This window comes from Kiloniella majae, from assembly GCF_002118315.1.
GTDB classification, from domain to species: domain Bacteria; phylum Pseudomonadota; class Alphaproteobacteria; order Kiloniellales; family Kiloniellaceae; genus Kiloniella; species Kiloniella majae.
In genome coordinates this window covers 81,076-100,524 of sequence record NZ_MTSZ01000005.1, presented here as the reverse complement: position 1 = coordinate 100,524, position 19,449 = coordinate 81,076, and the positions used below count along the sequence as shown (strand labels likewise).

At 47.5% G+C, this 19,449-nt stretch carries 18 protein-coding genes; 12 read left to right on the top strand and 6 right to left on the bottom strand.

The window, feature by feature from the left end:
* The first annotated feature begins 240 nt into the window (after positions 1 to 240).
* The 3 genes from lpdA (at position 241) to BKB51_RS14970 (ending at position 4,426) form a co-directional block, all read left to right on the top strand.
* The gene (lpdA, locus tag BKB51_RS14980) at positions 241 to 1,641 is read left to right on the top strand and encodes a dihydrolipoyl dehydrogenase (RefSeq protein WP_085901926.1); all 1,401 of its coding nucleotides are present in this window, start codon (positions 241 to 243) and stop codon (positions 1,639 to 1,641) included.
* A gap of 176 nt (positions 1,642 to 1,817) precedes the next feature.
* Entirely contained in the window at positions 1,818 to 3,086 is a 1,269-nt protein-coding gene (locus tag BKB51_RS14975; RefSeq protein WP_085901925.1) for an MFS transporter, read from the top strand.
* Positions 3,087 to 3,193: 107 nt separating this feature from the next.
* Positions 3,194 to 4,426, top strand: a complete 1,233-nt coding sequence (locus BKB51_RS14970; protein ID WP_085901924.1) for an MFS transporter — start codon at positions 3,194 to 3,196, stop codon at positions 4,424 to 4,426.
* Between the two features lie 43 nt (positions 4,427 to 4,469).
* Here the strand turns inward: BKB51_RS14970 and BKB51_RS14965 are convergent, their stop codons facing one another.
* Genes BKB51_RS14965 through fsa form a run of 3 tightly spaced genes read right to left on the bottom strand, consistent with a single transcriptional unit; the run spans position 4,470 to position 6,858 of the window.
* A complete protein-coding gene (locus BKB51_RS14965; RefSeq protein ID WP_218044056.1) occupies positions 4,470 to 5,414 on the bottom strand; it encodes a tyrosine recombinase XerC in 945 nt (314 codons plus the stop codon).
* Positions 5,415 to 5,454: 40 nt separating this feature from the next.
* A complete protein-coding gene (locus BKB51_RS14960) occupies positions 5,455 to 6,180 on the bottom strand; it encodes a DUF484 family protein (protein WP_085901922.1) in 726 nt (241 codons plus the stop codon).
* A gap of 21 nt (positions 6,181 to 6,201) precedes the next feature.
* A complete protein-coding gene (fsa, locus tag BKB51_RS14955; RefSeq protein ID WP_085901921.1) occupies positions 6,202 to 6,858 on the bottom strand; it encodes a fructose-6-phosphate aldolase in 657 nt (218 codons plus the stop codon).
* Between the two features lie 285 nt (positions 6,859 to 7,143).
* Between fsa and BKB51_RS14950 the strand changes: the two genes are divergently transcribed.
* From BKB51_RS14950 to BKB51_RS14920, 7 genes are all read left to right on the top strand, one after another.
* The gene (locus BKB51_RS14950) at positions 7,144 to 9,369 is read left to right on the top strand and encodes a primosomal protein N' (protein WP_085902080.1); all 2,226 of its coding nucleotides are present in this window, start codon (positions 7,144 to 7,146) and stop codon (positions 9,367 to 9,369) included.
* Between the two features lie 429 nt (positions 9,370 to 9,798).
* Positions 9,799 to 10,359 carry a F0F1 ATP synthase subunit delta gene (locus tag BKB51_RS14945; protein WP_085902079.1) on the top strand — a complete coding sequence of 187 codons (561 nt, stop codon included), beginning with the start codon at positions 9,799 to 9,801 and terminating at the stop codon, positions 10,357 to 10,359.
* Positions 10,359 to 11,891: a F0F1 ATP synthase subunit alpha gene (gene atpA / locus BKB51_RS14940; protein ID WP_085901920.1), complete on the top strand. Its 1,533-nt coding sequence runs from the start codon at positions 10,359 to 10,361 to the stop codon at positions 11,889 to 11,891. Before BKB51_RS14945 ends, atpA begins: the two co-directional genes overlap by 1 nt.
* 47 nt (positions 11,892 to 11,938) lie before the next feature.
* Entirely contained in the window at positions 11,939 to 12,823 is an 885-nt protein-coding gene (locus tag BKB51_RS14935; protein WP_085901919.1) for a F0F1 ATP synthase subunit gamma, read from the top strand.
* A gap of 45 nt (positions 12,824 to 12,868) precedes the next feature.
* Positions 12,869 to 14,290, top strand: coding sequence for a F0F1 ATP synthase subunit beta (gene atpD, locus BKB51_RS14930; RefSeq protein WP_085901918.1), 1,422 nt, complete (start codon positions 12,869 to 12,871; stop codon positions 14,288 to 14,290).
* Positions 14,291 to 14,336: 46 nt separating this feature from the next.
* Entirely contained in the window at positions 14,337 to 14,741 is a 405-nt protein-coding gene (locus BKB51_RS14925; protein WP_085901917.1) for a F0F1 ATP synthase subunit epsilon, read from the top strand.
* A 151-nt stretch (positions 14,742 to 14,892) separates the two neighbouring features.
* Positions 14,893 to 15,636, top strand: coding sequence for a TerC family protein (locus BKB51_RS14920; RefSeq protein ID WP_085901916.1), 744 nt, complete (start codon positions 14,893 to 14,895; stop codon positions 15,634 to 15,636).
* A gap of 94 nt (positions 15,637 to 15,730) precedes the next feature.
* On the opposite strand, the gene BKB51_RS14915 is transcribed toward BKB51_RS14920, so the two are convergent.
* Positions 15,731 to 16,312 (bottom strand): PhnA domain-containing protein, encoded by a 582-nt coding sequence (locus BKB51_RS14915; protein ID WP_085901915.1) that lies wholly within the window; start codon positions 16,310 to 16,312, stop codon positions 15,731 to 15,733.
* A 274-nt stretch (positions 16,313 to 16,586) separates the two neighbouring features.
* Here BKB51_RS14915 and BKB51_RS14910 point away from each other — a divergent pair, with 274 nt between their 5' ends.
* Positions 16,587 to 17,072 (top strand): GNAT family N-acetyltransferase, encoded by a 486-nt coding sequence (locus BKB51_RS14910; protein WP_085901914.1) that lies wholly within the window; start codon positions 16,587 to 16,589, stop codon positions 17,070 to 17,072.
* 88 nt (positions 17,073 to 17,160) lie between these two features.
* Positions 17,161 to 17,490 (top strand): 5-carboxymethyl-2-hydroxymuconate Delta-isomerase, encoded by a 330-nt coding sequence (locus BKB51_RS14905; protein ID WP_125911851.1) that lies wholly within the window; start codon positions 17,161 to 17,163, stop codon positions 17,488 to 17,490.
* Here the strand turns inward: BKB51_RS14905 and BKB51_RS14900 are convergent, their stop codons facing one another.
* Both BKB51_RS14900 and BKB51_RS14895 read right to left on the bottom strand, forming a co-directional pair.
* The gene (locus tag BKB51_RS14900; protein WP_085901912.1) at positions 17,491 to 17,982 is read right to left on the bottom strand and encodes an RNA pyrophosphohydrolase; all 492 of its coding nucleotides are present in this window, start codon (positions 17,980 to 17,982) and stop codon (positions 17,491 to 17,493) included.
* A gap of 18 nt (positions 17,983 to 18,000) precedes the next feature.
* Positions 18,001 to 19,431, bottom strand: a complete 1,431-nt coding sequence (locus tag BKB51_RS14895; RefSeq protein WP_158090247.1) for a divergent polysaccharide deacetylase family protein — start codon at positions 19,429 to 19,431, stop codon at positions 18,001 to 18,003.
* Positions 19,432 to 19,449: the final 18 nt, after the last annotated feature.

Here is a 19,449-nt window from a genome sequence, read left to right as displayed (position 1 = left end):
AGGAAACTTTGAACACGGCCTGAATTATATCCCTGTTAAAGGGGAGGCTCTTTAAAAGTCTGTTTTCTGAGAAATAATTGCATCAAGGCTATATCGTTCGGGCTTCCTATGCTATCCAGATAAACGAAATCAAATAGCTTATAGCCGACTTGATGCGATAGTCTTGCAGACATCTTACAGGGCTGCATCTTACCGGACGGTATAGAAAAGCACCTGGATACGGAAAGGATCCTTAGAAAAATGAGTGAAGCTCTTTACGACCTGGTCATTATTGGCGGTGGCCCGGGTGGATATGTTGCTGCAATTCGTGCTGCTCAACTTGGTCTTAAGACGGCCTGTGTTGAAGGACGAGGCGCATTGGGCGGAACCTGCCTGAATGTCGGGTGCATGCCATCAAAAGCGCTTTTGAATTCTTCTGAGAAGTTTGTGGATGCGCAAAAACACTTTGCCGAGCACGGGATTAAAGGATCTGTTGAACTGGATCTGGAAACAATGCTGGGGCGTAAGGACAAGGTCGTAGAAGACCTGACCAAAGGTGTTGAATTCCTTCTTAAGAAAAACAAAGTCGATTATGTCAAAGGCTGGGGATCCATCCCAAAGGCTGGCGAAGTTCTTGTCAAAGGTGATGACGGTGAACAGACACTCAAAACCAAAGATATTTTGATTGCGACGGGCTCTGAATCAACGCCTCTACCGGGCATTGAGACGGATGAAGAGCAAATTGTAACTTCTACAGGTGCGCTTTCCCTGAAAAAAGTTCCTGAGCACATGGTGGTTATTGGAGCGGGTGTTATCGGGTTGGAGTTGGGATCAGTCTGGTCTCGCCTTGGTGCGCAAGTTACTGTTGTTGAGTTTCTTGATAAGATTCTTCCCGGTATTGACGAAGAAACAGGCAAGCTTGCCAAACGTGTTTTGGGTAAGCAGGGCTTGAAATTCAAACTTGGTATGAAGGTTACTGCTGCAGATAAGGTTGACGGCAAAGTTAAGCTGACAATGGAATCTGTTAAAAAAGGTAAAGTTGAAGAGTTGGAAGTTGATACGGTTCTGGTTTCTATCGGACGTCGCGCCTATACATCCGGTCTTGGCCTTGAAGAGCTGGGTGTAACCATGGAACGTGGTGTGATTCAGGTGGATGGTAACTTTAAAACATCTGTAGACGGTATCTACGCAATTGGCGATTGTGTTCCGGGCCCAATGCTGGCGCACAAAGCCGAAGAAGACGGCGTTGCCTGTGTGGAAACCCTTGCGGGCCAAAAAGGCCATGTGAATTATGAACTGGTGCCGGGTGTTGTCTATACGCACCCTGAAATCGCCACTGTTGGTAAAAGCGAAGAAGCTCTGAAAGAAGCTGGTGTTGCTTACAATGCTGGTAAATTCCCTTTCAGTGCCAACAGTCGTGCACGTGCTATGGGTGAATCAGACGGTCAGGTGAAAATTCTATCTGATGCAACAACGGATAAAGTTCTCGGCGTACATATTATTGGTCCGGCAGCGGGCGAATTGTTGTCAGAAGCTGTTGCTGTGATGGAGTTTGGCGGTTCAGCAGAAGATATCGCTAGAACTTGTCACTCTCATCCAGGCCTGAGTGAAGCAGTTAAAGAAGCTGCATTGGCAGTAGATAAGCGCGCAATTCATATGTAGGTCATATTATGTGACGGAAAGTTTTTCGTTCTATACGGTAAAGAGGCAGCTTTATGCTGCCTCTTTTTGATTCCAGATTGTTTTATGTGTTTTGCTATGTGTAAGCAGAATTAGGTCTGGACAACGCGGGGGCATCGCGGCTTATCATCAGGCGGAAAATTGACGGGGCGGGATAGATGCTTGACGGAAGCACAGCTAAAAAAGCGACGGTATTGATTGCGGTGATGTGTCTTTCTCAAGTGTTGGGGATGTTGGATAACGCAACCTTCTCGGCTTTAATCACTCTTTTCCAGCAGAAATGGCAACTCAATAATACCGAGATTGGTTGGATTAGCGGTATTTATTATGGGGGCTATGCGGCGGCAGTGCCTTTGCTTGTTGCCTTTACCGACCGTGAAGATGCACGCAGGATCTACTTGTATTCCATGGCACTGGGTGGTTTAGCTGCTCTTGGTTTTGCATTCCTTGCTGGTGGCTTTTGGGGGGCAATGTTCTTTCGGCTTTTCGCCGGGATTAGCTTAGCCGGTACCTACATGGTTGGTCTTAAATTACTGACTGACCTTATTCATGGGAAAAAAGAGCAGAGCAGAGCAGTTGCCTACTATACCGCGCACTTTGCAATCGGAACTGGTGTCTCGGTTTTTGTTGCGGGTGAGGTCTGGCAACTTTTGGGGTGGCAATGGTCTTTCATCGTCGCGGGTATCGGTAGCTTCTTTGCGTGGTTGGTCGTTCTGTTGTTTGTTGCCAAAGGTTTGAAGCCCGAACAGCATATTCCTTTTCGTGATGTTGTTAACTTCAAACCTGTTATCGCCAACCGGCCAGCGCTTGGATATATCCTCGCCTATGCAGCGCATTTGTGGGAACTGTTTGCCCTTCGTGCATGGCTGGTGGCTTTTCTGGTTTTTTCTCTCTCATTACAGCCTGTGGGAAGTTTTGATTGGAGCCCGACGCAAATCGCGTCCTGGGTTTTCCTTCTGGGGCTTCCGGCAAGTGTTATTGGGAATGAGTTCTCGGTTCGTTTTGGGCGCCGAAAGTTATTAACAATAGTGATGGGCACATCAGCCCTTATAGGTTTTGTCATTGGTTTCTCGGCGAGCTTGCCCTTTGTTGTGGTTATCGTTGCTTTTACGATCTATGGCATATCGGCAACGGCAGACTCGTCATCACTAACATCTGGTGTTGTTGCTAATTCTGATCCCAAGAGGAAGGGGGCAACAATGGCTTTGCAGTCACTTGCCGGCTTTGCGGCGGGATCTTTATCTCCGATTATTTTCGGGGCTGTGTTGGATCTATTCGGCGGGTCTGAGAATACTTTGGCGTGGGCGGCAGCCTTTTCAACAATGGGGATAGGAGTTCTTTTGGGGCCATTGATCATCCATAAGTTTGGACGCCCAAAGCCCTTGTCTCAAGGGGTCTCAAGGGAAGATTGTATAGATAGAATGTAAGGTTATCGTGTTACTTGTGTTGATGTGATAGCTTAATGTCTCATTTGATTTAAGTCCTCGTCAGTACTGTAAAAATTTTGGCATTAGGCAGCAGGGAACGTACGAACATGATCCGCCAATTATTTCCCATCAGTGCGCTTTTACTGGGGGCTGCTTTTCTCTTCTTTGCGGGTGGCATTAATGCGCTGATTTTACCTGTTCGGGGGAATATGGAGGGGTTCTCTGCATTCTCATTAGGGTTGCTTGGAACCGGTTGGGCTGTGGGCTATGTAAGCGCTTGCGTCGTTATGCCAAGGTTCGTTTCCAAGGTCGGTCATATCCGCGCGTTTAGTGTCATGGCTGCTTTTGCGGCCTTTGCAATCTTGAGCTCTTTGTTGGTTGTGTCTCCTTTTGCGTGGATACCAATGCGTGCTGTCTCTGGATTTTGTTTTGCCGGAGCAGCGATGATTGTCGAAAGCTGGCTTGGTGAAAGAGCTGATGCCAGCTCGCGGGGGCGAATTTTCGGTATCTATACAATGGTGACGCTTGCCGCTACAACAACGGGTCAGATGGTATTGCCGCTTGGGGATAGTGCCGGTTTCTTGTTTTTTGTTCTGGGTGCGATGTTCTATTGCCTTGCCCTTGTTCCTACAGCAGTTTCATCCAGTGCGTCGCCCAATCCCTTGGCCAAAGTCAGTTTGGATATAAAGGGGTTGTGGAAAAACTCGCCTGTTGCCGTTTTTGCTGTTTTCATGGTTGGTATTTCCAATGCCTCTTTCGGAACCTTGGCAGCAGTTTATGCCGATCGTATTGGTTTGGTCCTGACAAGTGTTGCCCTGTTTACCAGTATTCCGATCCTCACGGGTGCTTTGGTGCAGGTGCCTGTCGGTCATTTTTCAGATACAATGGACCGACGAAAGGTTCTCCTCGCGATCGCACTCACAGCAATAGCCGTGGATTTGTCCTTTATCCTGATTGCCCCGGAAACTCAGCTCTTTAATATGATCCTTATCGGTTTTTTTGGCGCGTCGATTTTCAGTATGTATCCGGTGATTGTCGCCCATGCGAACGATCATGCTTCTGAAGGTAGCTTTATCCAAGTTAGTGGCGGGCTGCTTCTTGTTTTTGGACTAGGATCTATCATTGGGCCTTTGTTATCCGGGGTTGGGATGGCACACATTGGAACCTCGGGGCTATTCATGACATCTCTGGGGGCGCATGTGCTTATTGTGCTCTATACGATTTGGCGTATCACACGCCGTGCGCCTGTTGCCGCGGAAGAGAAGGTGTCTTACGTTTCGACACCGCCCGCGCGAACCTCAACACCAGAGACAGCCGCGATGCAAGTGGAGGATGATTAAAGGAAGATAGGGTAAATCCTCCAAGCTTGTGTGGGGTAGTGATTTACTTCTTCGCGCTGGGATGGGCTTTGTCGTATACCTTTAGCAACTCGTCTGCATCAACATCAGTATATCGCTGTGTTGTCGAGAGAGAATTGTGGCCTAATAGTTCCTGAATTGCTCTGAGGTCGCCGCCATTGGAAAGCAGGTGGGTGGCAAAGCTATGGCGAAGGGCGTGAGGTGTTGCGGTTTCTGGTAAGCCAAGCAAGCCGCGAAGCTTTTGTGTTTGGAGCTGGATAATTCTTGGTGAAAGGCGTTTTCCCTTAACGCCAAAGAAAAGGGGAGAGTCTGGAGCTTTCACGAAGGGGCAAGAGGCTTGATAGATTGATATAGCCTCGGCAACAACGGGTAAAATCGGTACCAGGCGTTCTTTGTTTCTTTTGCCCATAACGCGAAGAAAGTCTTGTCCTTTCTGCGGAGCGTCGTCCTGATTCAAATCCAATGCTTCTGAAATACGCAGACCGCAACCGTAGAGAAGAAGAAGGACGGCTTGGTCCCTGAGGCCAACCCAGGTGTCATCCTGCAATTCCGAACTTTGATCCATCACCTGTTGGGCTTCTTCTTTCGTGAGTGCTTTGGGGACGGCATGTGCTTTCTTTGGTGTGCGCAGAATATCAAGCGCGTGATTATTGATCAGCTGCTCTCTGTTCATCCATTTGAACAGGCCACGCACTGCTGAAAGAGCCCGGGCCGTTGAGGTTTTATTTAGATTTTGCCCGCTACGAACGGCAAGCCAAGACCTGAAGTCGCGGATGTGGAGCTGATCCATGGATTTTAGGGTGATGGTGTGCCCCATGTGCTCGGCAAGAAACTTTAGGAAGGACCTGATATCTTGTGCATAGGCTTCTATGGTTTTATCCGAAGATCTTTTTTCATTGCGGTGCCAGCTAAGCCAGCCTTGAAAAGCGGTTTGGACATCATCGTCCCAGGGAAGAACAGTAAGATCTATTTCGGGTGATTTTTTTATCGTTCTTCCCTTTGTGCGCTTGTTATTCTGGTAGTTTTAGCCAGGTCCTGATGGTGTTTTCAACAACAGAGCCGATGAAGCGAATAAGTTCCGTGCCTTGTCCCGGTTCAAATTGATCATCTCTTTGTGACCCGAATGCCAGCATTGCAGGCGGGGTCGTCGAGGATATGTGGAGCCTGATCAAGGCGTCAGATTGAATAAGAGGAGCCATGGTGCCGTAAAGACAGACATCGCCTTGTATATGGCTACGAAGAACTGCAGGTTGACCGCTGCCAATCAATCCATCCACCATACCGGGGAGGAGGCAGGAAATACCTTCTACGGGAGCAGCAACATCTGCTTCACCAGGTTGTTCGACACCAATGGAAATTGCATCCATCCCCATGATGATGGGAAGTTCTGTGCTGATAATATCGATAAGATGTTCGAAGTTCTTTGCGGAAATCAGGGCCGTCACAGCCCTATGTGTTCTGTCTTGAGTCAGTTTGTTGTGATGACTTCTCGATATGACAACGTCGCGTTCTCTCGTTACTTGAGAGAGTTGATTGCGCAACTTTTCGATCATGTGCTGTTGGAGGTCGGCAAGACCACGCCCTTCTGTTTTTCCCGGTATCTCAAGGCTGTCTATCACTTGAGGATGTTGCACCAGAAAGTCCGCGTGTTGTCGAAGGTATTTTTCGACGTGACGCGCAGTGATGAGAGGTTCTTTGACTTGATCTGTCTCTACATCCTGAGAAGGGCTGCTCATAATCTTGTCCTACATCACTTGCTAGAGAATGGATTGACCGGTTTTTTCCCAGTCAGCCATAAAGGCTTCGAGGCCTTTGTCTGTTAATGGATGCTTGAACATTGCGCGTAATACAGACGGCGGAATTGTTGCAGTATCTGCACCCATCTTTGCAGCTTCAACCACATGAAGAGGACTACGGGTAGAAGCAACCAGAACTTTCGTGCTGATATCCGGGTAGGCGCTGTAGATTTCAACAATATCCGAAATCAGCATTAGGCCATCTTGAGCAAGGTCATCGAGGCGGCCAATGAAAGGCGAAATGTATGTTGCGCCAGCTTTTGCTGCTAATAGAGCCTGAGCAGAAGAGAAGCAAAGCGTTACATTGGTATCAATGCCTTCGTCTGAGAATGTTTTACAAGCTTTCAGCCCGTCCGGCGTGAGTGGCAGTTTGATAACAATGTTGTCTGCGATGGCAGCAAGCTTGCGACCTTCCGAGATCATTCCGTCATATTCAAGAGATGTGACTTCTGCACTTACGGGGCCAGGGACAACATCGGCAATTTCTTTGATGACCTCAATAAATTGACGGCCACTTTTGGCGATTAGGGACGGGTTTGTGGTTACACCGTCAACAAGGCCGGTTGCAGCTAATTCGCGAATTTCGTCAATATCCGCAGTGTCGATAAAGAATTCCATCAATCAATCCTGTAATAATATGTAGCGTTCTGTCCGTAAGATAGCGTGTTACTGCCCGAGGTCCAGAGATCCTGTATATATAAATCATGAATGTACGAAGGGAAAGTGAACGATAGAGTCTTATATCAATGACTTGGACATGTCGGTTATATGATAGAAGGCATTTATGACTTTTCTTCCTTGTCATTGAAGCGTCTATGGGCAAAGGCTAAGGCGCAATTAATTTAAAGTAGGGGATAGCGATTCGTGCTGGATGGTGGTGAAGGACAAGCTTTGTTTGAAGAGATGAATAGGCAACCTCTTCGCTGCCGGGTACAGGTTATCCTTCCGATCGAAAAGCCTTATGATTATCTCTTGCCCTATGGTCCCGATGGAACGCAAATAGAACTGGAACCGGGGCAGATAGTGATGGTGCCGGTCGGGCGTCGTATCTTGCCAGGGGTTGTCTGGGATGGGGCCGCAGATGAGAATGTTCCCCTTAAGAAATTAAAGGGAATTGTTGGTGTCTCTGAGGTTCCGCCGCTGCGCGAGGAGTTGCGGAAATTTGTTGAATGGGTCGCCAATTATACACTTTCGCCGCAAGGTTCCGTTCTCAAAATGGCTTTGTCAGTTCCTCAGGCGCTGGAAAATCTGGTGGGGCAAAAGCTTTATTGTTTGGTTGTTGCTGGCGAGAACGGGGAAGCTGATGCGGGTAAACTTCGCCTGACAAGTGCCCGGCAAAAGGTGATAGATGTCGTCACAGATAGTGGTGGCTGGACATTAGCTGACCTTGCGAGGGAAGCCGGTGTTTCCAGTTCTGTGGTTAAGGGGCTGGAGAAGCTAGGGTTGATTGAGGGCTACTTTGAGGCGCCCGACTTCTTTTTCCCGAGCCCGGAACTGGATGTCAAAGGACCGGAATTATCTCCTGACCAAAAAGTGGCCGCAGATGATTTGGCGATCAGGGTTCAGGATCGAACTTTCTCAACAGTTGTTCTGGATGGTGTTACCGGGTCGGGTAAAACCGAAGTTTATTTTGAGGCTGTGGAAGCGGCTATGAAAGAAGGGCGGCAGGCTTTGGTGCTGTTGCCCGAAATTGCACTTTCAAGTCAGTGGCTCGATAGATTCAAAAAACGATTCGGAGTTGCGCCTGCGGAATGGCATTCGGATCTAACACCTGCTTTGCGGCGAAAAACCTGGCGTGCAGTTGCCGCAGGTAAGGCCCCCGTGGTCGTAGGGGCACGCTCTGCTTTGATGCTGCCGTATCGTGATCTTGGTCTTATTATTGTCGATGAGGAGCACGAGGGGTCCTTTAAGCAGGAAGACGGTGTTTATTATCACGCAAGAGATATGGCTGTTGTAAGGGCAAAGGGATGTGACTGCCCGATTGTTCTGGCGTCTGCGACCCCGGCTCTGGAAACGATGGTTAATGTACAGAATGGGCGGTACGAGCGATTGATTCTGCCTGGACGTCACGGTGGCGCTGGGATGCCGGATGTCGAGTTAATCGATCTGCGTTTTGATAAGCCAGAGCGATTGCAGTCTGGTCCGGGTTGGTTATCGCAAGCACTCCGTGGTGCTATTCGCCAAACCCTTGAAGCTGGCGAACAGGCTATGCTCTTTTTGAATCGCAGGGGCTATGCGCCGCTTACACTTTGCCGGACGTGTGGTCATCGATTGCAGTGCCCGCATTGTACGGCGTGGTTGGTTGAGCATCGACGGTTTCGACGCTTACAGTGTCACCATTGTGGTTTTTCCGCGGCATTACCTGAAAACTGTCCTTCTTGTGAGGCAGAAGATTCTCTTGTCCCTTGCGGTCCGGGGGTTGAGAGAATCGTAGAAGAGGTCAAGTTGCTTTTCCCCGAAGCGAATGTCGCCCTGATGGCCAGTGATACCATGACGTCACCTGCGGCAACCAAAGAGATGGTTGATCGAATTCAGAATCGAGAAGTTAATCTTCTTGTGGGGACACAGGTGGTCGCAAAGGGATATCACTTCCCTTATCTAACGCTTGTTGGCGTGGTTGATGCTGATCTTGGTTTGTTTGGTGGTGACTTGAGGGCTGCAGAACGGACCTTCCAGCTACTACATCAGGTGGCGGGGCGTGCAGGGCGTGCAGAGCACAAGGGGCGCGTATTGTTGCAAACATCAGATCCCAAGCATCCTGTTATGCAGACGCTTAAAGAAGGGGATCGTGATAAATTCCTGGAGATTGAAGCTGAGACCAGGGCGCGGGGGCATCTTCCGCCCTTTGGTCGTTTGGCCGCAGTTATTGTATCTGGTCCTGATGAAGGTGAGCTGGATAATTTCTGTGCCAGCCTTGCCAGATCGATTCCCCAGATTGACGGCACGCAGATCTTGGGGCCTGCGCCTGCGCCACTTGCCTTGTTACGTGGAAAGTTTAGACGACGTTTTTTAATTATGAGTAAAAAGTCTATAGCTCCGCAAGGAATAGCACGGAGCTGGTTGGGTCAACTTAAGGCACCGTCGCGAATCAAAGTTGTCGTTGACGTTGATCCCTACTCTTTTCTTTAGCCTCAAGAATTGAGCCTATTAACAGTCGTATGCATCTCTATATATGCGGTTTTATTTGTTTGAAGTCGTTCCTGATCACGTCTGCTGAATGTCGTAATTAATCTCGTAAAGTGGCGGAGATTTGGAAGTAAAAGTTTTTTTTGGAAAACTGCGATAAAAAAACAGAGTGCCAAATAGGTGTATTTCCAAGGATAAACAGCGACTTCACTGGGGTTACAGGGGACTCATTTCGCCGCAGTTGCGAAAAAGTCTGTCATAAAAGGCCGAATCTTTCGTCTGACTCGCTTGAAACCCTGTTATGTCTGTGATACCAAACCCGCGCCTGATGATTAGTACAATGTACTTTTCTTATCGATTGAATTTCGGCTTCACTGAAATGCGACCTGTGCAGGCAGGGTCAATTTCTGGCTTATCTTGGGGGCAACCAGCTTGGCAGGCGAAAACACTAGCTTGAATGGCTTGGCAGGGCGCTATGCATTAGCGCTACTGGAAATTGCCGAGGAAAAATCTGCACTTGATGCAGTGGCTGAAGATTTGACAGGTCTGAAACAACTCGTTTCAGACAGTTCCGAACTTCAGGATTTGCTCAGCTCTCCGCTTTACACTCGCGATCAGCAGGTAAAAGCGATTTCCGCGATTCTTGACAAAGCAGGCGTTAACGAAGTGACGCACAACTTTGCTCTTGTTGTTGCTGAAAATCGTCGTCTTGCTGTTCTGGCTGACATGGCTGATGCCTATTTGGCAGAATTGGCACGTCGCCGCGGTGAGGTTCGGGCAAAAGTAACAGCAGCACATGAATTGACAAAGACCCAGCAAAAAGCAATCGCAGATGCGTTAAAAGCTTCCGCTGGTGGATCTGTCGAAGTTGACGTAACCGTCGATGAATCTCTAATCGGGGGCATGATCGTGCAGGTTGGTAGCCGCATGGTTGATAGCTCCTTGCGTACAAAACTTCAGAGACTTGAACTGGTGATGAAAGGGGTTGGGTAATGGATATCCGCGCCGCTGAAATCTCTACCATTCTCAAAAATCAGATTGAAAATTTTGGTTCTGACGCCGATGTGGCGGAAGTAGGCCAAGTTCTTTCTGTGGGTGATGGTGTGGCTCGTGTTTATGGTCTGGACAATGTTCAGGCTGGCGAGATGGTGGAATTTGCTAACGGTATTCGGGGTATGGCCCTTAACCTTGAAGTCGACAACGTAGGTGTCGTTCTTTTTGGTGATGACCGTGGTGTTAAAGAAGGTGATACGGTCAAACGTACCGGTTCTATCGTTGACGTACCAACAGGCAAAGGCCTGCTAGGTCGCGTTGTTGATGGTCTTGGTAATCCGATTGATGGTAAAGGCCCTCTTAAAGACGTAGAACGTACTCGTGTGGAAGTTAAGGCCCCTGGCATTATCCCACGTAAGTCTGTTCACGAACCAATGCAGACTGGTCTTAAGTCAATTGATAGTCTTATTCCAATCGGTCGTGGCCAGCGTGAGCTTGTCATTGGTGACCGTCAGACTGGTAAGACTGCGATTGCTTTGGATACAATTCTAAACCAAAAAGCAACCAACGATGCTGCTTCTAGCGAAAGCGAAAAGCTGTTCTGTATCTACGTTGCGGTTGGTCAGAAGCGTTCCACTGTTGCGAAACTGGTTAAGACACTCGAAGACAACGGCGCTATGGAATATTCCATCGTTGTTGCTGCGACTGCTTCTGATCCGGCTCCTCTTCAGTTCCTGGCTCCATATACTGGCGCTGCTATGGGTGAGTACTTCCGTGATAACGCAATGCATGCTGTGATCGTTTATGACGATCTTTCCAAGCAGGCTGTTGCTTATCGTCAGATGTCACTTCTACTTCGTCGTCCTCCTGGACGTGAAGCATACCCTGGTGACGTTTTCTATCTCCACTCCCGTCTTCTCGAGCGCTCTTGTAAGCTGAACGATGATCACGGTGCAGGTTCTTTGACTGCTTTGCCAGTGATCGAAACTCAGGGTGGTGATGTTTCTGCTTTTATTCCGACCAACGTGATCTCGATTACTGATGGTCAGATTTTCTTGGAAACAAACCTCTTCAACAAAGGTATCCGTCCGGCTGTTAACGTTGGTCTGTCGGTTTCCCGTGTTGGTTCTTCTGCACAGATTAAAGCCATGAAACAGGTTGCTGGTACCATTAAATTGGAACTTGCCCAGTACCGTGAAATGGAAGCATTTGCTCAGTTCGCATCTGATCTGGATGCGGCAACTCAGCGTCTGTTGGCTCGTGGTTCTCGTCTTGTAGAACTTCTAAAACAGCCACAGTACAAACCGTTGACTGTTGAAGAGCAGGTTGTTGTTATCTTCTCAGGCGTGAAGGGTTATCTTGATGCGATTGACGTTAAAGACGTTGGTCGTTTTGAAGAAAAACTTCTGTCTGAAGTTCGTGGCAATGGCCAGGATATTCTGGAAGTTATTCGTACAGAGAAAGCTCTGTCTGCCGAAAGTGAAGGCAAACTGAAATCTTTCTTGGATAATTTCGCAAAGACCTTTGTATAAGGGCTTTTGTAACCAGAGTTTAATGGCTGCGGGAAACGAGTAACGACATGCCAAACTTGAACGACCTTAAACTTAGGATCGCCAGCGTTAAGTCAACGCAGAAGATCACATCAGCCATGAAAATGGTTGCTGCGGCTAAGCTACGTCGTGCACAAGAACAAGCTGAAGCATCCCGTCCATACGCAGAGCGTATGGAGCGGATGCTAGGCTCTCTTGCTGCATCGGCCGGCAAACAGCCCGGAGCATCGCCACTTCTAGCTGGTACAGGTAAAGATGACGTTCATCTGCTGATAGTAGCTGCGGCTGATCGCGGCCTTTGTGGCGGCTTTAACTCTAACATTGTTAGAGAAGCCCGTAATAAAGCGAAAGAGCTACTTAGTGCTGGAAAAACGATTAAGATCTATTGTGTTGGCCGGAAATCACGCGATCAGTTGCGTCGTGATTTTGGGAACAACATTGTAGATACAATCGAAGACATCGCTAAACCAAGCCTTGGTTTTGACAAAGCGGCAACGGTTGCAGACCGTGTGTTGTCTATGTTTAAAGCTGGTGAGTTTGACGTTTGCACGATCTTCTATGCGAAGTTCCAATCTGCAATCGCACAAATTCCAACGGCTCAGCAGTTGATCCCGTTTGAAGCTGAAGGCGATGCTGACGCATCAACCCTCGCGGACGGTGGTGTATATGATTACGAGCCATCTGATGAGAAAATTTTGAGCGATCTGTTGCCACGCAACATTGCTGTTCAGATTTTCAAAGCAATGCTCGAAAATAACGCCAGCGAACACGGGGCGCGTATGTCCGCGATGGATAATGCGACACGTAATGCCGGTGAAATGATTGATAAACTGTCTATTCAGTACAACAGAACAAGACAGGCGATCATTACAAACGAATTGATTGAAATTATCTCCGCCAAGGAAGCTCTCTGATCATAGAGAACTTTGGCAAGCGCATTGGCTTAGGAGTGACACTAAATGGCTGATAAAAGTATCGGTAAGATCACACAGGTTCTTGGACCCGTGGTTGATATTCAATTCTCAGGTGAACTACCTGACATTTTGAATGCACTAGAAACACAGAATGATGGCAAACGCCTTGTTCTCGAAGTAGCTCAACATCTGGGTGAAAACACTGTTCGCGCCATTGCTATGGATGCGACAGAAGGTTTGACTCGCGGTCAGGAAGTTTCAAACACCGGGGACTCTATTAACGTTCCTGTTGGTCCAGAAACACTTGGTCGTATCATGAACGTTGTTGGGGAACCAATCGACGAGCGTGGCGACATCGGTAACAAGCGTACCTTCCCAATTCACCGTACTGCTCCTAGTTTTGATGAGCAGGCGACTGACGCTGAAATCCTGGTAACAGGTATTAAAGTGATCGACCTTCTTTGCCCATATGCTAAAGGTGGTAAAATCGGTCTCTTCGGTGGTGCGGGTGTTGGTAAGACAGTTACCATCATGGAATTGATCAACAACATTGCGAAAACACACGGTGGTTACTCTGTGTTTGCCGGTGTTGGAGAGCGTACACGTGAAGGTAATGACCTTTATCACGAAATGATCGAATCTGGCGTTATCAAGCTGGAAGGCGACAGTAAATGTGCGCTTGTTTACGGTCAGATGAACGAACCTCCAGGGGCGCGTGCTCGTGTTGCGTTGACTGGTCTTACTCAGGCGGAATATTTCCGTGATGAAGAAGGTCAGGACGTTCTGTTCTTCGTGGATAACATCTTCCGCTTTACACAGGCTGGTTCCGAGGTGTCCGCGCTTCTAGGTCGTATTCCTTCTGCGGTTGGTTATCAGCCAACTCTTGGTACTGATATGGGTGCCATGCAGGAGCGTATTACATCTACGAAAAAGGGTTCTATTACATCTGTCCAGGCCGTTTACGTTCCTGCGGATGACTTGACTGACCCTGCGCCTGCGACAACCTTCTCTCACTTGGATGCGACAACCGTTCTGTCTCGTCAGATTGCTGAGCTTGGAATTTATCCGGCTGTGGATCCATTGGATTCAACAAGCCGTATTCTTGAGCCTTCAGTCATCGGTGAAGAGCACTATGAAACTGCCCGTAATATCCAGCGTGTTCTACAGTCTTACAAAGATCTGCAGGATATTATTGCGATTTTGGGTATGGATGAACTTTCTGAAGACGATAAAATGACTGTTGCGCGTGCTCGTAAGATCCAGCGTTTCTTGTCACAGCCATTTGACGTGGCTGAGGTCTTCACTGGTTCTCCTGGTGTTCAGGTTCCATTGGACGAAACTATTCGTGGCTTTAAAGGCATTCTTGCTGGTGATTATGATCACCTTCCAGAAGCAGCTTTCTACATGGTTGGTACCATTGATGAAGTGCTTGCCAAAGCTGAGAAAATGGCCGCTGAAGCCGCTTAAGGTTTCTGATTTTAATTGTCGTTAGACAGGTAGCAGGAAGAGAATGATGGCCAAAGAACAGGTCGAATTCGAACTCGTTTCTCCAGAGAAACTACTCCTTTCCCAGAGTGTCGACATGGTTGTCGTCCCAGGTGAAGATGGTGACTTTGGTGTGCTGCCGCGTCACGCACCGATGATTTCCACGGTTCGCCCCGGCGTAATCGCGATCTACTCTGGTAAAGAGATTAGTGAGCGTATTTTTGTCGCCGGTGGCTTTGCCGAGGTAACCACGGAACGCTGTACCGTTCTCGCTGAAATTGCGCAGCCTGTAGGCGAGATTGACAAAGCAGCAGTCCAGCAACAGCTTCAGGATGCTAAGGAAGACCTTTCCGATGCAAAAGATGATGATGCTCGTGACGCCGCAAGAAAACAGATCGGATTGTCTGAGGCCATGCTTACAGCTATTGGCTGATTAGACAGTTTATGAATTAAAAAAGCCCGGTGCTTTCTAGCCCGGGCTTTTTTGTATCTAAATCGCTTTAAATCTTATCGTTGATCCTCAAGACAATATGGCTAATGATTGTTCGGAATTATTTTAGCCTTTAACTTCTAAAAATGAGTTCATGGAAAATCTTGTAACTTTGCTAAGTGAACCATCTGCCTGGATGGCTCTTTTTACTTTGATTGTCATGGAAGTTGTTCTGGGGATTGATAATCTTATCTTCGTATCTATTCTGACCAACAAACTTCCTGAAGCTCAAAGACCTAAGGCACGTGTCATTGGCCTCAGTCTTGCCCTCATTTTCCGACTTGCTTTACTGGGGACCGTTGCAATTATTGTTCAGCTCGTCGAGCCGGTTATCACCCTGCTTGACCATAGCTTCTCATGGCGAGATATCATCCTCATCACTGGTGGTTTGTTTCTTGTCTGGAAGGCGACGAAGGAAATCCATCATAGTGTCGACCCCGGGGATGACGATGCAGATGCAAAAAATGTTGTCGTGAGCAGTTTTGCGACGGTGATCGGTCAGATACTGGTTCTTGACCTTGTCTTTTCCATCGACAGCATTATCACAGCAGTTGGGATGACGGACCATATCTCGATTATGGTCATCGCCGTTGTTACTGCGGTTATTGCCATGTTGCTGGCTGCGGGACCTTTGTCTCGTTTTATAGAAGCAAACCCAACGATCGTAATGTTGGCACTAGGCTTTCTTTTGATGATCGGGATGACCCTGATCGCGGATGGTTTCGGAGTACATGTACCTAAGGGATATATCTATGCGGCGATGGCTTTTTCTGCCTTTGTGGAACTGCTCAATATGCTGTCGCGAAAACGACGTAAGAAAAAGGCTAGTCAGGCCTGAGGCCGTTAATACTTGAGCCCATTTATCTGTACATAGTGAGAGCCGCAGAATAGGATTTTGCGGCTCTCTTTTTATATTCAGTGATATTCGGGACCTATGACTTTTTAACGTATTTGGTCAGAATGACTATTTGCTGTCCGTTGACGCGACCTTCTATGTGTTCGGGTGTGTCCGGGACCAAGGATATTCCCCGCACGGCTGTGCCTCTTTTTGCTGTAAAACCGCCACCTTTTACGTTCAGATCTTTGATCAGGGTGACTGTGTCGCCTGCTTCAAGAACAGCACCGTTTGCATCAAGGTGTTTTACGGCGCTTTCTTCTTCTAAGGGGGAAGAAATACCTGATTGAGCCCAAGATAATATTTCGTCATCGAGATAGAGCATATCCAAAAGATCTTGGGCCCAACTCTCACTATTTAGGCGGTTTAGCATGCGCCATGCCATAACTTGAACGGCCGGAACCTGGCTCCACATACTGTCGTTGAGGCAGCGCCAATGATTAACATCCAGGTCGTTTTCTTGTGCAATCTGCGTACGGCAGGTTCCGCAGAGTAAAATTCTCTGATCCAATGTGCCATCTGAATCCGGGGGGATGTTATAAGCATCTAAATCGCTTGATGTACTACATAGTTCGCACTTGGATTCTGCGCGACCAAGAAGATCATTATCTAAGGCCATGTTTTGATCTTTCGTTTGTAAATTAGATCTCAGACGCTTTGAGTTTTATAAGCTTTCTCTGATTTTTCGGGACAATAGCAGCCCTACTGCATAGCGACAACGTTAGTCAGTGATATTTGGCAGAAATCATGTTCATAACGCTTTTATCTGTTCATAGTGTTTTTGAGGGAAGCTAAGATACAGTTTTTTCATTCTTTTAGAGAATACTGTTGGTTAACAGTGTGTTTTGTCGGCTGACGTATTGCGAAGGTCAGTTGATCAGTAGGGGAGCTTTATGTCTTTTATGGAAATCGTTCTGCTGAATGATGGCAGAATAATCAGGCCTTGCGGCATAGATGATATTGAAGATGTATCCGAAATGGTGATCGCAGAAGCCAAAAGAAGCATTGCATCAGACTTTGATGAGAAGGGATGGAATGATTTTGAGGATTATGTATCGTTTGATCAAATTTTAAAGAGGCTGGTGACGGGATCAAAAGCACTTCTGGTACAGGAAGAGGATGATCGGATATCCGGTTATCTAGAGATCAATGATAAACAAATTCTTCTTCTCTTTATTGCTGATTATGCGCAGAAACGCCATCTGGCAACACAACTTTTCAGGCGTGTTGTCATGACACTGTCTCCGGATGAGTTATACGTAAATGCATCTTCGCAAGGATACGATTTTTATTGTTCCCATGGCTTTGTCGCTCTTGATGAATGGTGCGAGAAAGAGGGTGTAAAATATCGACCAATGAAGTGGGAAAATGAGAGTTGATGAATGATATGTCTCTGTTATCGCTTGTTTGTTACCCTGATCCCTTGTTACCTTGAAGGTAATTTGATGCTCTATGGATCTAAATCTCATGCCACACTGTATTGTTGAATATGCAACACCTCTGCAAAATCAGATTGATATTTCCAGTTTGATTGAAAGTTTGTTCGAGGGAATGGTCGATACAGGCCTGTTTGATCGAGCAACGATCAAGGTAAGGGCAATAGCTAGCGATCATTTTATGACGGGATCTGACAAACAACTTTATATGCATACAACTGTGAAGCTGCTGCCAGGACGTAGTCCACAACAAAAAGAGATGCTTGGGGCAAGGTTGCTTGAAAGGAAGACACAAGCTCTCGCGGGAACAGCGATGTTATCCGTAGAAGTTGTCGATCTGAGTGAAGCCTATTTCAAATGATTAGCCGTACTGTATAAATTCCTCAACAAGCTGTTGATAGAGCTTCTTTTTAAAGGGAACAATGAGATCAGGTAAGGATTTCATCACGACCCACTTCCAGTCAGAAAATTCCGGTATTTCAGTCTCTATATTGATATCAGTGTCCTGCCCTTCGAATCTGAAGACAAACCACTTTTGCTTTTGCCCCCGATAACGGCCTTTCCATATCTTTGGGACAAGCTCTCTGGGTAGATCATAGGCATACCAGTCTCGACTTTCGGCGATCAAGCTGGCTTTAGCAGTGCCTGTTTCTTCTTCCAGCTCTCTGAGGGCCGCAGTCATTGGATTTTCACCCTCGTCGATCCCGCCCTGTGGCATTTGCCATGCTTCACCAGGGTTATCGATACGTTGTGCGACAAAGACGTTGTTATCCTGATTAAGAAGCATGATGCCAACGCATGGTCGATAGGGTAAGGCTTCGATCTGGCGATCTGTTAAAGGGGCGTCAGACATAGTTTGGATATTCTTTTTCTAGTTGGATTCAACAGCGGTGCTATTAGTTGGGCTCGATGGTTCTTGTGTTGGTGTCAGTGAGCTTTCATCTATTACAGCGGTAATAGGTACTAATTGGTAGCCTTTTTCTTCAATAGTGCTAACCCATTTAGCAACTCGTTCAAGTGTCACAGGAAAGGGGCGTCCCGTTGCAATGGCGTAGCCATTCTTTGTGGCGATGCGTTCAATTTGCGCTAAACGAGCATCAATTGCCTGTCTACTCAATTGTGCTTCGTCAATTGCCCGTTGGTTCACGACAACCGGTGTGCCGAGACTTTTACCGATTGAAGGCACAAGACTGGCGTCATTGTCTCCGCTATCAAGGAAGAGAAGACCGTGATCCTTGAAGTACTCCATGACAGGGCGCATTTGCCGTTCCGAGGTTACAAAGCGACTGCCCATATAGGCACTCATACCTACATAACCGGAGCCCCTGTTTGCAATCCAGGCGAGATTATTAAGATTACCTTCGGGCTGGCGCCCAGTCAGTAGTGCTTGGGGGCCAGGATCATCGGATGGATAGGTCAAGGGTTCCATTGGTAAATCAAGCATGACTTCGTGATTTATAGAGCGGGCCAACGCAATCCAGCTTTCAAGGTTTTTAGCGTAAGGTGTAAAGGACAGTGTTATTTCACTGGGGAGCTGGCGTATTGCTGCTTCAGTTGCTGCACGTGATAAACCTAATCCCGTTAAAACAATTGCAATTCTGGGACGTCCGTCGGCGGCAGGAACTTTTTGTCCATAAAGTTTCCAACTTGGTTCGGTACTGAAAACCGGAGGATTCTTTGGGAAGGGCGACGGATCTATAGCAGCTACTTCGGGCGCTTCAGACGAAGTCGTGTTCTGTGTAGGCGCGGATGTTTTGTCTTCAGTGCCTTCTTTTTTCTCTTCCGGAGCTACCGTCTCAGTTTTCTGATTATAACTTTGCTCGTCTTCCTCAGAAGACTTTATAGAGGATGATTCTTCAGAAGTAGCACTGTTTTGATCGGTTTCAGTACTGGAGCTGTGATCTTCTGTTTCTTCTGGCGAAGTAACTTCCTTTTCGAGAGGCTCACCCACAGCTTCGTTATTGTCGTGTTCAGCTGTATTTTCCGCCTCATGCGAGGAAGAGGGCTCTTCTTGTGTTGTTGTCGCGGGAGCTTCTGTTGCATCAGATGTTTCTTCTGCATCCGGAGACGTTTCAGGCTGTGTTAAATCGGGATCTATATTTTCTTCATGAGCGATATCGTCATCAGCAGAAGATGCTTCTTCACCGGAATGATTTTCATCATTGTTAGGAGGATCATGTTCTTCTACATACTGATACGGCAAAGGCACATGTGGGCCCAGAACTGTATAGCCGACGGCTGCACCAATTACGGAAATCAATGCAGCCCAGCAAGTTATAAGTAAGATTTTTTTCCAGTTCACAGTTGGTCCAACTGATGT

Excerpts from the sequence above, each read along its gene's own strand:
- BKB51_RS14950 (WP_085902080.1), top strand. The coding sequence starts at position 7,144 with ATGAATAGGCAACCTCTTCGCTGCCGGGTACAGGTTATCCTTCCGATC.
- atpD (WP_085901918.1), top strand. The coding sequence starts at position 12,869 with ATGGCTGATAAAAGTATCGGTAAGATCACACAGGTTCTTGGACCCGTG.
- fsa (WP_085901921.1), bottom strand. The coding sequence starts at position 6,858 with ATGGAATTCTTTATCGACACTGCGGATATTGACGAAATTCGCGAATTA.
- BKB51_RS14900 (WP_085901912.1), bottom strand. The coding sequence starts at position 17,982 with ATGTCTGACGCCCCTTTAACAGATCGCCAGATCGAAGCCTTACCCTAT.
- BKB51_RS14925 (WP_085901917.1), top strand. The coding sequence starts at position 14,337 with ATGGCCAAAGAACAGGTCGAATTCGAACTCGTTTCTCCAGAGAAACTA.
- BKB51_RS14970 (WP_085901924.1), top strand. The coding sequence starts at position 3,194 with ATGATCCGCCAATTATTTCCCATCAGTGCGCTTTTACTGGGGGCTGCT.
- BKB51_RS14935 (WP_085901919.1), top strand. The coding sequence starts at position 11,939 with ATGCCAAACTTGAACGACCTTAAACTTAGGATCGCCAGCGTTAAGTCA.
- BKB51_RS14960 (WP_085901922.1), bottom strand. The coding sequence starts at position 6,180 with ATGAGCAGCCCTTCTCAGGATGTAGAGACAGATCAAGTCAAAGAACCT.
- BKB51_RS14905 (WP_125911851.1), top strand. The coding sequence starts at position 17,161 with ATGCCACACTGTATTGTTGAATATGCAACACCTCTGCAAAATCAGATT.
- BKB51_RS14975 (WP_085901925.1), top strand. The coding sequence starts at position 1,818 with ATGCTTGACGGAAGCACAGCTAAAAAAGCGACGGTATTGATTGCGGTG.
- atpA (WP_085901920.1), top strand. The coding sequence starts at position 10,359 with ATGGATATCCGCGCCGCTGAAATCTCTACCATTCTCAAAAATCAGATT.
- BKB51_RS14910 (WP_085901914.1), top strand. The coding sequence starts at position 16,587 with ATGTCTTTTATGGAAATCGTTCTGCTGAATGATGGCAGAATAATCAGG.
- lpdA (WP_085901926.1), top strand. The coding sequence starts at position 241 with ATGAGTGAAGCTCTTTACGACCTGGTCATTATTGGCGGTGGCCCGGGT.
- BKB51_RS14920 (WP_085901916.1), top strand. The coding sequence starts at position 14,893 with ATGGAAAATCTTGTAACTTTGCTAAGTGAACCATCTGCCTGGATGGCT.
- BKB51_RS14915 (WP_085901915.1), bottom strand. The coding sequence starts at position 16,312 with ATGGCCTTAGATAATGATCTTCTTGGTCGCGCAGAATCCAAGTGCGAA.